12 protein-coding genes are annotated in these 12,414 nt (G+C 35.6%); all 12 read left to right on the forward strand.

What is annotated here, in order from left to right:
- Nucleotides 1-571: 571 nt before the first annotated feature.
- The 12 genes from HGPG_RS00035 (at nt 572) to HGPG_RS00090 (ending at nt 12,285) form a co-directional block, all read left to right on the forward strand.
- Entirely contained in the window at nt 572-1,477 is a 906-nt protein-coding gene (locus HGPG_RS00035) for a lactate/malate family dehydrogenase (protein ID WP_019124025.1), read from the forward strand.
- Between the two features lie 124 nt (nt 1,478-1,601).
- Nucleotides 1,602-3,452, forward strand: a complete 1,851-nt coding sequence (locus HGPG_RS00040) for an LTA synthase family protein (RefSeq protein ID WP_019124026.1) — start codon at nt 1,602-1,604, stop codon at nt 3,450-3,452.
- A gap of 7 nt (nt 3,453-3,459) precedes the next feature.
- A complete protein-coding gene (locus HGPG_RS00045; protein ID WP_019124027.1) occupies nt 3,460-4,656 on the forward strand; it encodes a M20 family metallopeptidase in 1,197 nt (398 codons plus the stop codon).
- A 53-nt stretch (nt 4,657-4,709) separates the two neighbouring features.
- On the forward strand, nt 4,710-5,765 hold the full coding sequence (locus tag HGPG_RS00050) for an L-threonylcarbamoyladenylate synthase (protein ID WP_019124028.1): 1,056 nt from the start codon (nt 4,710-4,712) through the stop codon (nt 5,763-5,765).
- A gap of 8 nt (nt 5,766-5,773) precedes the next feature.
- Entirely contained in the window at nt 5,774-6,205 is a 432-nt protein-coding gene (gene rpiB / locus HGPG_RS00055; protein WP_019124029.1) for a ribose 5-phosphate isomerase B, read from the forward strand.
- 1 nt (nt 6,206) lies between these two features.
- Nucleotides 6,207-6,833 carry a uracil phosphoribosyltransferase gene (gene upp, locus HGPG_RS00060; protein ID WP_019124030.1) on the forward strand — a complete coding sequence of 209 codons (627 nt, stop codon included), beginning with the start codon at nt 6,207-6,209 and terminating at the stop codon, nt 6,831-6,833.
- A 9-nt stretch (nt 6,834-6,842) separates the two neighbouring features.
- Nucleotides 6,843-7,871: a glycosyltransferase family 4 protein gene (locus HGPG_RS00065; RefSeq protein WP_019124031.1), complete on the forward strand. Its 1,029-nt coding sequence runs from the start codon at nt 6,843-6,845 to the stop codon at nt 7,869-7,871.
- 1 nt (nt 7,872) lies between these two features.
- Entirely contained in the window at nt 7,873-8,976 is a 1,104-nt protein-coding gene (gene wecB, locus HGPG_RS00070) for a non-hydrolyzing UDP-N-acetylglucosamine 2-epimerase (protein WP_019124032.1), read from the forward strand.
- A 67-nt stretch (nt 8,977-9,043) separates the two neighbouring features.
- Nucleotides 9,044-9,460 (forward strand): MaoC family dehydratase, encoded by a 417-nt coding sequence (locus HGPG_RS00075; protein WP_036731048.1) that lies wholly within the window; start codon nt 9,044-9,046, stop codon nt 9,458-9,460.
- A gap of 13 nt (nt 9,461-9,473) precedes the next feature.
- Nucleotides 9,474-10,661 carry an acetyl-CoA C-acetyltransferase gene (locus HGPG_RS00080; protein ID WP_019124034.1) on the forward strand — a complete coding sequence of 396 codons (1,188 nt, stop codon included), beginning with the start codon at nt 9,474-9,476 and terminating at the stop codon, nt 10,659-10,661.
- A 1-nt stretch (nt 10,662) separates the two neighbouring features.
- Nucleotides 10,663-11,439: an enoyl-CoA hydratase-related protein gene (locus tag HGPG_RS00085; protein ID WP_019124035.1), complete on the forward strand. Its 777-nt coding sequence runs from the start codon at nt 10,663-10,665 to the stop codon at nt 11,437-11,439.
- A 9-nt stretch (nt 11,440-11,448) separates the two neighbouring features.
- Complete coding sequence (locus HGPG_RS00090; protein ID WP_036731324.1) at nt 11,449-12,285, forward strand: 3-hydroxybutyryl-CoA dehydrogenase; 837 nt, start codon at nt 11,449-11,451, stop codon at nt 12,283-12,285.
- The last annotated feature ends 129 nt before the right edge of the window (nt 12,286-12,414 follow it).

Consider the following 12,414-nt stretch of genomic DNA (forward strand, 5'->3'; position numbering starts at 1 on the left):
GGTTTTTTTGCGAGGAATTAAAGATTTTTATTGGGAGAATAAAATTAAAATTTATTTTGGAAAAAATAAAGGGAATTCTTTAGTTGAAAAAGCAAATTAAAAATTTTTTTGAAAAACCAAAGCTAATATTTGTTGAGAAAACAAATTAAAAATTTTTTTTGAAAAATCAAAGTTAATTTTTTATTGGAAATTCAAAGAAAACTTTATTGGAAGATCAAAATTAAATTTTAAATAAATTCTCATAATATAAAATTGATAAATTTTATCAAAAACCCTTTACAAATAAAAAATTCTATAATATAATAAGGACAGTTAATGATAGAAATTGTCATTTAACGAATGATTTTGGGACACCCCATAACTCCTAAGATTAATAATAAAATTATACCAATCTTCACTCTGAAAAGAGAAACTAAGGCTGCTTCGGCAGTCTTTTTTACTTTAATAAATATCTTATGAATTTATAAAAGGAAAATTAAAATATTTTATTTTTCATAAATTTAATTTGAGAAAAATTTTATAATCCCACAAAAAAGTGTTAATATTATTTATAGAAAAAATGGAGGATAAAATGAGAACAATATCTATAATAGGTTTAGGAAATGTTGGTGCAACTGTAGCCCACACAATTGTTGAAAGATCTCTTTGCGACAGACTTTTTTTATTTGACAAAAAGGAAGGACTTGCTGAAGCAGAGGTAAGCGACTTATCTGATGGCTATGTAAATAGAAATGGACACATAAATATTTTTGCAGGAGAACTAAAAAATTTAGATGAGTCAGACATAATTGTCTTTGCTCCAGGAGACATTACAATTTTGCAAAAAAACAATGACAGAATGTTGGAGTTTAAATACACAAAGACTTGCGCTGAAGAGTGGGGCAAAAAAATTAAAGAATCCAAGTTTAAGGGCATCATAGTAAGCATTACAAACCCTTGCGATGTAATAGCAGATTATTTGCAAAAACTTACTGGCATACCAAAGGAAAGAGTCATTGGAACGGGAACAATTTTAGATTCAGCAAGGATGAAAAATGCCCTTGCAAGAAAATTAAACATGGATCCAAACTCTGTTGACGGCTATGTAATTGCAGAACACGGCAATAGCCAATTCGTTGCCTGGTCACAAGTTTCCATAGCAACAAAACCAATTTATGAAATTTTGGACAGGGAAGAGTGCAAAAAAATCGAAGAAGAGACAAAGATTAGGGCCTTTGAAACTATAAAGGCTAAGGGCTACACATCCTACGGAATTGCAAACTCAACTGCCCTAGTAATTGAAGCAATTTTCCAAGATTCAAAGACAATTTTGCCAGTTTCATCTTATTCAGAAAAGGACGGATGCTACATTGGTCATCCAGCTCTCGTTGGTAGAGATGGTATTCTTGACCATTATGACTTAGTTTTAGATGAAGAAGAAAGAGAAAAGTGGAATAAGTCTGTCAAGACAATAAAAAATACCTTGCCAATAAAATAAAATTTATAAAAAGTCCTTAGGGGCTTTTTATTTTTGCCTAAATATAAAAAGGTTCCTGAATTTACAAAAAATTTTCCAAAAATTTACAAAATATTATATAATTGTCTACTAGAAGGTGATATTTATGTTCAATAAAGAAAAAAATTTGGAGTCCAGAGGCTTTAATTCTATAGATTTTATCAGTCAAATTTTATTTGCTATCCTATTAACTTTTGCCATGTTGCTTTTGGCACCGAGTGACGCACCCTTTATGGAGAAAATCACGAGAAGCCCCCTAGTTTTACTTTTAAATTTTATTCCAATTTTTCTTACGGGAATTTTATTTCAGGGAATTTTTGGCAGGAGAAGATTTGCCCTTATACTTAACTCCTTATTTTATTTAATATTTTTTACAGTCCACAGGACTAAGGTAATTTATAGGAATGCACCCTTTAGAGTTTCAGACCTTGCCCTATCCTTTGAGGCACTTAAAATGTCCCAGAACTCTTACAAGCCGGACTCTACTTCTATAATAATTTTTATAGTGAGCCTTATTATTTTAATTTTTCTTTCAAGATTTTTTAAGAGCGAAAAATTAAGAGTAAGGGACAGGTTAATGGGAATTCTTTCTATTATTATTTCCTCACTACTTTTATTTAATTTTGTTTACTCAAAGGACAAAATTTATAACAGTCTTCCTCTTAATGGAAATGTATTTAACCTAATAGACCACTTTAATTCCAAGGGATTTAACTACACTTTTTTATTTAACTTAAAAAAATCTTTTGTAAGACCACCAGAAGGCTACGACAAGAAGGAAATGGAAAAACGTGAAAGAGTTGACCACGGCGAAGATATTTCTGTAATAAAATATAATCCAAGACCTAACATTATTTGGATAATGGGAGAGGCCTTTACAGACTTATCTCAAGATGAACATTTTTCTTTTGCGCCTGGCAATGATCCAAATGAAAATTTTAAAAAATTACAAAAAAATTCCATCATGCATGGAAGAATTGTAACGCCATCCTTTGGTGGAGGAACGGGAGACACAGAATTTGATGCCTTAACTGGAGCCTTAACTATTGACTGTGCGCCTGATGAAAGTTTTGCCTTTAATGCAATTAAAAGAGATGTGTCATCTTTGCCAAGTCTATTTAATACTATTGGTTATAAGACTATGGCATTTCACCCAGGCTTTGCTTGGTTCTATGGAAGACAAGATGTCTATCCAAAACTGGGCTTTCAAGATAATTATTTCCTAGAAAATATTGACCAGCCTGAAATGAAGGGCGGCTATGTTTCTGAAAGACAGTTTTCAGAAATTTTTAGAAATAGATTTTTAGAAGCCCTAAAAAATTCCGATGAGCCAATTTTTTCTTATGGTCTTGACATTCAAAACCATGGCCCATATTTTTATGATAAATATGGAAAAAATTTACCTTATCAATGTACAGTTTCCCTATCAGAAGAGGCTGCAAATAATTTTGGCTCCTACTTTTTGGGAATAAAGGACATGGACATAATGCTTGGTGAAGTTTACGACATGATTATGTCACTAGATGAGCCAACTATTATGGTCTTTTATGGCGACCATCTTCCTGGTCTTGGAAATGATCCCAGTGCCTTTGATGAAATTGGAATAAAATTGTCTCACGACGATTTGGAAAAGGAAATTGAATTTTACTCAACTCCTTATGTAATTCTTGCCAATGAAAGTGGAAGGGCATTTTTAAATAGAGAAAATGTTGAAATCCAAGATGGCAATGCAGTTTCTGCCAACTATCTTGCTTCAATGGTTCTTGACATGTTAAATTACAATAAAGTTGATAATTTCTTTATCTATAACTCTGAGCTTAGGAAAAAACTTCCAATTATTTCAAGAAATTTTGTCTTTGACGGAGTCAACACTTATCCAAGAAATGAAGTCAAGGGCGAAGTTAAGGAAGCTTACGAAGATTACAAGAAGTACGAGTATTACAGAATAAATGAGTAGGTGAATTATGGATATATTAAAAATAGTTGAAGAGATTTCTTTAGACCTAGATGAGCTCAGAAAATTTATATACGAAAATCCAGAGCTAGGCTTTGAAGAATATAAGTCTTCCAAGGCTCATAGGGACCTATTAAAAAAACACGGCTTTGAAATTGAATGCCCCTACATGGATTGCGAAACCTCCTTTAAGGCAGTTTACGATTCAAAAAAAGAGGGAAGGACAATTTCTTACTTGTCAGAATACGATGCACTGCCAGGCATGGGTCACGGCTGCGGCCACAATATTTTAGGAGCAACGGCAACTGGTGCAGGTATAGTCCTTTCCAAATTAATAGATGATATTGGGGGACGAGTAATAGTTTTTGGAACCGCTGCAGAAGAAATTGGCGGCACAAAAATTGAAATTGCAAACTCTCATGAACTAGATGATGTGGATGTTGCCATTGAAATGCACCCAGCCTCTTATAATGCCCTTACTCCAAATTCCCTTGCCCTTGCCACGAGAAGGTTTGAATTTTTTGGTAAAACATCTCACGCAGCAGATGCACCAGAAAAGGGGATTAATGCTCTTGATGCGCAAATAGTTTTATTTTCTGCCATAAACGCCCTAAGACAAGAGACTAAGGATGGGGCGAGGATCCACGGCATAATAAAGGATGGCGGAAAGGCGGCAAATATTATTCCCGATTACACTGATTCAAGATTTTACGCAAGAAGTCCAGAGAAAAAAGATCTCTTAGAAATTTTAGAAAAATTAGAAAATTGTGCAAGGGGAGCAGCTCTTGCCACAGGTTGCCAGCTTAAGATTTCCGAATATGAAAAGGGAAATGACAATACAGTGAGAAACCTTGCCTTCAACGAAGTTTTAAGAGAAAAAATGGAAAAATATCTTGACGAAGAGATAAGGGATGAAGAGTTAAACAAGGGCTCAACAGATGCAGGAAACTTTTCACACGAAATCCCAACTCTTCACGGCTATTTTAAAATTGCAGATGAAGGCGTAAGTGGACACACAGTAGAGCTAAGAGATGCAACTATGACAGACTATGCCTTTAGCCAAATGAAAAAAGTCATTGCAGCCATAGTTGAAGTTGGCATAGAAATTTTACAAAATGACGAAATTTATGAAAAAATAATGAAAGAGTTCAAAGAAAGCATTAAAAGTGGAAAAATTATCCCTCACAATGAATTAAATAAGGATTAACTATTAAAAAACACTTCTGTTCTTGGTATAATGTAAAGAATAGAGGTGTTTTTTTGAAAACTGAAATTATAAAATTTAAAGGAAATGCAAAGGATAAAATTTATCTCAAAAAAATCAGCGACACTTTAAGAGAAGGAGGTCTTGTTGTCCTTCCAACAGAAACAGTTTATGGACTTGGTGGCAATGGACTTAATAAGAGAGCTTGCAAAAAAATATACGAAGCCAAGGGCAGACCTAGCGACAATCCACTAATACTTCATATAGCAGAAAATTCACAGCTAGAACCTTTAGTTGCAGAAATTCCAGATGTGGCAAAAAAATGTATGGAAAAGTTTTGGCCAGGACCTCTCACTATTATTTTTAAGAGATCTGATCTTATTCCAGACGAAGCTACAGGTGGACTTGAAACAGTGGCAATAAGAGAGCCAAGCAATGAAATCGCCCATGCTATTTTAAAGGCAGTGGACTTTCCAGTGGCAGCTCCTTCTGCAAACTTGTCTGGCAGACCATCTCCAACTAAGGTGGAACATGTAATAGAAGATTTAAATGGAAGGGTAGACATAATTGTGGACGGTGGTCACTCTGTAGTTGGCATTGAGTCAACTGTACTAGATGTGACAGTGGATCCCCCAATGATTTTAAGACCTGGCAAGATTACCCTAGAAGATTTAAGGAAAATTGATGAAAATATAAGAATTGACAATGCCACAATCGATGCAAAAAGTGGAGAAATTCCAAAATCTCCAGGACAAAAATACAGGCACTACGCTCCAAGGGCAGAGGCAATTTGCTTTGGTGGAAGACTAGATAAGGTTGTCAACGAAATTAAAAAAAATATAGAAGAAAATAAGGACAAAAAAATTGCAGTCCTTGCAACAGATGAAACTTATGACGAATACAAAAATTTAGACATAAAACTCTTAATTAACCTGGGAAGTAGAGACCATCTTGAGGAAGTTGCGGCAAATCTTTTTGACGCACTGAGAAGATGTGACGATGAAAATGTAGACATTATTTTCGCAGAGGGTTTTGAACTTAGGGGAATAGGTCTAAGCATTATGAATAGACTTCTCAAGGCTTGTAGCGGAAAAGTTGTAATGAGAATTTAGGAGGAAAAATGAAAATAGCAATTGGTTCTGACCACGCAGGATTTTATTTAAAACAAGACCTAATAAAGTACTTAGAAGAAAAAAATATTGAAGTTAAGGACATGGGACCCTTTGACGACAGCCGAGTAGACTATCCAGACTATGGTCACGCAGTTGGTCACGAAGTTATAGACAATAAGATGGACTTTGGCATAGTCATCTGTGGCTCAGGAATTGGAATTTCAATTTCTGCAAATAAAGTTAAGGGAATAAGAGCTGCACTTTGCTCTGAGCCCTATTCTGCAAGACTTGCAAGACGCCACAACGACGCCAATGTCCTTGCCATGGGAGCAAGACTAATTGGTCACGACATGGCAATAGAAATAGTAGAAGCCTTTTTAGATGAAAAATTTGAAGGCGGAAGACACATAAATAGAGTAAATAAAATCGAGGAGGAATAAAATGGGATACACAATAATAAAACATCCACTTATTGATCACAAAATGACAATTCTTAGGAAAAAAGAAACTAGCTCCATGGAATTTAGACAACTTGTAAATGAAATTGCAACTTTAATGGGCTACGAAGTCACAAGAGATCTTGAAACAGAAGACATTGAAATCGAAACTCCTATAGCAAAGACTGTGGGAAAGAGAATCTCTGGCAAAAAAATTGGCATAGTTCCTATTTTAAGAGCAGGTCTTGGCATGGTTGAAGGTCTACTTACTATAATTCCAGCAGCAAGAGTTGGTCACATAGGCATGTATAGAGATCCTGAAACTTTAAAGCCAGTTACTTATTATTCAAAATTACCTAAAGACGTTGCATCAAGACAAATGATTATAGTAGATCCAATGCTTGCAACAGGTGGCTCACTTATAGAAGCCATTGACGAATTAAAGAGAAATGGTGCAAAAAATATTAAGTCAATAAATCTTTTGGCTGCACCAGAAGGCTTAAAGGCAGTTGAGGAAGCTCATCCAGATGTAGAAATTTACATTGCTGCTCTTGATGAAAAGCTAAATGAAGACGGATATATAGTTCCTGGACTTGGAGATGCAGGAGACAGATTATTTGGAACGAAGTAAGAGGTTAATATGTATAATTTTTTAGTTCCTTTTTTTGCAGCTTTTATTTTGACCTTTGTGCAAATGCCCTTTGTCATAAAGCTTGCCAAAAAAATGGGATTTTTAGATGTGCCAAAGGATGGGAGAAGAGTTCACAATAAGCCAATTCCCGTAGGTGGTGGCATTGCCATGGTAATAAGTGTGACTATTTTAATGCTTGTATTTTTGAAAATAGATAAGGCACTTGTTATGGCAATTATAAGTTCTCTTATAATTGCATTTTCTGGACTTTATGACGACAAGTACGACCTAAGTCCAAAGTTGAAATTTGGCTTTCAAATCCTTGCAGCCATAGTGCTTATAAGTGGTGGAATGAAAATAGAATTTTTCACAAATCCCTTTGACTCACAGGATGCACTTTTTATTTTAAATATGCTTTCCATACCAGTTACAATTTTTTGGGTCTGCGGCATTACTAATACAATAAACTTAATAGACGGGCTTGATGGCCTTGCCTCAGGTGTCTCTATGATATGTGCAATTTCAATGTTTTTTATAACATATCAAATGGGAAGACATGAAGTGAGCCTAGTTTGTGCCCTTGTGGCAGGAGCCTGCCTTGGATTTTTGCCCTTTAACTTTAACCCTGCAAAAATATTTATGGGAGACACAGGAGCCCTATATCTTGGCTTTATGCTTTCCTATATAAGTATTTCAGGTTTTCTTAAACAAGCGGCAATACTCATGATTTTCGTGCCCGTTGTAATCTTAGGAGTGCCAGTATTTGACACAGCCTTTGCAATGCTAAGACGCAAATTATCAGGCAAGTCCATAGTAGAAGCAGACAAGGGTCATCTTCACCACAGACTTTTAAAAATGGGTCTAAATCAAAGGCAAACAGTTGTGATTTTGTACTCCATTTCTGCAATCTTTGGTATACTTGCAAATGTAATTTCAAAGTTCCACTCATCCATAGGGCTTATTATTTCCATAGGAGTTATCTTAATAATAGTCTTTACTGGAGTAGCTGCAGGCATGCTAAAAAATAAGGAGGAATAAATTGAAGGTATTATTTGTATTTGGTACAAGACCTGAAGGCATAAAAATGGCACCAATTATAAAAGAAATAGAAAAGAGAAAAGATCTTGAGTCATACACTTGTGTCACAGGTCAGCACAGGGAGATGCTAGACCAAGTGCTGGAAATTTTTGATATAGAGCCAGATTATGACTTAAATATTTTTAAAAAAGGTCAGTCCCTTACAGATGTAACTACAAAGACACTTTTGGGGCTTGAAGATATTTTAGATGAATTAAAGCCAGACATACTTTTGGTGCAGGGAGATACGACAACAGTCTTTGCGGCAGCACTTGCAGCCTTCTATAAGAAAATAAAGATAGGTCATGTTGAGGCAGGTCTCAGGTCAGGCAACTTATATTCACCCTATCCTGAAGAGGCAAATAGAAAACTAACGGGAGTCCTTTCCAATTATCATTTTGCACCAACAGAGTCCAATAGACAAAATCTTTTGAGGGAAGGTTATGATGATAAAAATATATTTATCACTGGAAACACTGTTATTGATGCACTAAAGTATTCAGTTAAAGAAGATTTCCTATTTGACGATGAAATTTTGAACAATTTGGATTATAATAAAGATGTAGTACTTTTAACTGCACATAGGAGAGAAAACTGGGGAGAACCAATGGAAAATATTTTTTCTGCCATAAGGCAAGTGGTCTTGGAAAGAGAAAATATTGAAATTGTCTTTCCAATTCACTTAAATCCAATTGTCAGGAATACTGCGAAAAAGTATTTTTCTGATTTAGACAGAGTTCACCTCATTGAACCTCTATCCTATCTGCCTTTTTCCAATCTCATGGCAAGAGTAAAGTTTGTCGTGACAGATTCTGGAGGAGTGCAAGAGGAGGCGCCAGCTCTAGGTAAACCAGTCTTGGTTCTTAGGAATGAGACTGAGAGAATGGAAGGCGTAGAGGCTAAGACAGCTAAACTTGTGGGCACAAATTCACAAGATGTCTATGACAGTATAATTAGTTTATTAGATGATAAAAACTTATACGAAGAAATGGCAAAGGCTGTCAACCCCTATGGAGATGGTCATGCAGCTAAGAAAATCGTTGATATTTTAGAGAAGATGAATTAATTTTAGGATAATAATTTATCTGACTAAATTATGGGTATAACTTTAGTAGATGTTTTAGGAGGTAGATATCGTGGGAAAAACTATAAAAGAAATTAAGATTGGCGACACTGCCGAATTTACAAAGACAATTTCTGAGACAGATGTATATCTTTACGCTGGCATCACCGGCGACTTAAATCCTGCCCATATCAACGAAGTTGAAGCTGGAAAGGGATCTTTTAAGACTAGAATTGCACATGGAATGCTTACAGCAGGCCTTGTATCAGCAGTTCTTGGCATGAAACTTCCTGGACCTGGCACAATTTACATGGGTCAAGAAATGAAGTTTACTAAACCTGTTTATATTGGAGACACAATTACAGCTAAAGTTGAAGCAATTGAGATAATTAAAGACAAAATTTTAAAACTCAAAACAACTTGTACAAATCAAAAGGGAGAAATTGTTTTAGATGGTGTGGCTACAGTATTGCCACCACGCGCATAATAAGGAGGAAAAAATGGAAGATAGAATTGTTATAGCATCAGCTGCAAGAACAGCGGTAGGTAGTTTTGGAGGTCAATTTAAAAACACTTCAGCAGTAGAACTTGGAGTAGTAGCAGTTAAAGAAGCTCTTAAAAGAGCTAATGTAAAGCCTGATATGGTTGATGAAGCTTACATTGGTAATGTTCTTCAAGCAGCTCAAGGACAAAACGTTGCAAGACAAGTTGTTCTAGGAGCAGGTCTAGATATTGACACTCCAGCAGTTACAATTAACATCGTTTGTGGATCAGGACTTCGTGCAGTAAGTTTAGCAGCTCAAGTTATCAAGGCTGGAGATGCAGAAATTGTACTTGCTGGTGGTACTGAATCAATGTCAATGGCACCTTATGCTCTTACTAACGAAAGATGGGGAGCAAGAATGGGCGACAAAAAAGTTGTTGACACAATGATTAAAGACGGTCTATGGGATGCTTTCAATGATTATCACATGGGTATTACTGCTGAAAATGTAGCTGAAAAATATGGCATAACAAGAGAAATGCAAGATGAACTTGCTGCAAGATCTCAAAACAATGCAGAAAGAGCAAAAAAAGAAGGAAGATTCAAAGACGAAATCGTTCCAGTTGAAATAAAAGACAGAAAAGGCAATGTAACAGTTGTGGATACAGATGAATTTATAAGAGATGGCGTAACAGTAGAAAGCCTTGCAAAACTTAGACCAGCTTTCAAAAAAGATGGCGGTACAGTTACAGCAGGTAACGCATCTGGAATTAATGACGGTGCAGCTATGCTTGTACTAATGAAAGAATCAAAGGCAAAAGAACTTGGAGTTACTCCTCTAGCATATATTATTTCTTATGCAACAGCTGGTGTTGATCCAAAGATCATGGGTACTGGACCTATTCCTTCATCTACAAAGGCTCTTGAAAAAGCAGGACTTACAGCAGATGACCTTGACTTAATTGAAGCAAACGAAGCTTTCGCAGCTCAAGCTTGTGCAGTTAACCAAGTTATGAAATTTGACATCAATAAAGTAAATGTAAATGGTGGAGCAATTGCAATTGGTCACCCTATTGGAGCAAGTGGAGCAAGAATTTTAACTACACTTCTATTTGAAATGCAAAAGAGAGACGCTAAGAAGGGTCTAGCAACACTTTGTATCGGCGGAGGTATGGGAACTGCTCTTATCGTCGGAAGGGACTAATATGGACTGCAAATATTTAATTGTTGAAAAAAAAGGTGATGGAATTCTTCTTTTGACACTTAATAGAGAAAAGAGCTTAAACGCCCTTAACTCTGAAATGTTGAAGGAACTTCACAGATTCTTCTCACATGTAGAAGATGATGTTAGATGTATTATTGTAACTGGTGCAGGTAAATCCTTTGTAGCAGGTGCAGATATTAGCGAAATGGCAAACTTTTCTGCCAGTGAAGCCTATGACTTTGCAAAACTTGGCATGGACACTTTCATGGAAATTGAAAAGTGTAGAGTGCCAGTAATTGCAGCAGTAAACGGATTTGCTCTTGGTGGTGGATGCGAAATTTCCATAGCTTGTGACATTAGACTTGCATCTACAAAGGCAAAATTTGGTCAACCAGAAGTAGGTCTTGGAATTACACCAGGCTTTGGTGGAACTCAAAGACTTTCTAGGACAATTGGACCTGGCTATGCAAAGGAATTAATTTATACTACAGAAATGATAGGTGCGGACAAAGCTTTGGAAATAGGTCTTGTAAACCATGTTTATGAACCTGAAGAATTAATTGACAAAGCAATTGAAATGGCAAAAAAGATTTCAAAAAATGCACCAAAGGCTGTAGAATATTCTAAGGCATCAATAATAAATGGATCTCAAACAGATATTGACACAGCAATGCAAATCGAAAAAACTCACTTTGGCCTATGTTTTGCAACAAATGACCAAAAAGAAGGCATGAAGGCATTTTTAAATAAGGGAAAAACTGAATTTAAAGGAGAATAAGTGAATAAAATGAAAATAGCAGTAATTGGATCAGGTACTATGGGAGCAGGAATTGCTCAAGTACTTGCACCATATCACAAGGTAATTGTAAGAGATATAGCACCAGAAGCTCTTGAAAAAGCTATGGAAAGAATCAAAAAAGGTTATGAAAAAAACCTTGCTAAAGAAAGAATGACTAAGGAAGAAATGGAAACAGCTATTTCTAACTTGTCAACATCAGCTGACATCAAAGATGTAGCAGATTGCGATCTTATTATAGAAGCAGCAACAGAAAACCCTAAGATTAAAAAAGCAATTTTCACCGAACTTTGCGAAACTTGTGAAGAAAAGACAGTTCTTGCATCAAACACTTCATCTCTTTCAATAACTGACATTGGCGCAGCAACAAAAAGACCTGAAAAAGTAATTGGCATGCACTTCTTTAACCCAGTTCCAGCTATGAAACTAGTTGAAGTTATTTCAGGAAAGAAAACTGATCCAAAAGTTAAAGATATGATTATCGAACTTTCAAAAGAAATTGGCAAAACTCCAGTAGAAGTTGACGAAGCTCCTGGTTTCGTAGTAAATAGAATTTTAATTCCTATGATCAACGAAGCAATTGGAATTTACGCTGAAGGCATTGCATCAGTAGAAGATATTGACACAGCAATGAAACTTGGCGCAAACCACCCAATGGGACCTCTAGCTCTTGGAGATTTAGTAGGACTTGATGTAGTTCTTGCAATTATGGAAGTTCTTTACACTGAATTTGCCGACCCTAAATACAGACCTCATCCACTTCTTAAGAAAATGGTTAGAGCAGGACTTCTTGGAAGAAAAACAGGCGAAGGATTTTACAAATATTAATTTTAAAGAGATTAAGGGAAGGCAAGGGCCTTCTCTTTTTTTATAAGGTGATGATATGACAAAGGTGAAAATAAAAAATATTTTTCTTTCAATTTTAATTTTATCCACCTTAACTTTATTTTTATTGGC

The sequence above is a fragment of the Peptoniphilus grossensis ph5 genome (genome assembly GCF_000311825.1).
GTDB lineage: Bacteria > Bacillota > Clostridia > Tissierellales > Peptoniphilaceae > Peptoniphilus_A > Peptoniphilus_A hominis.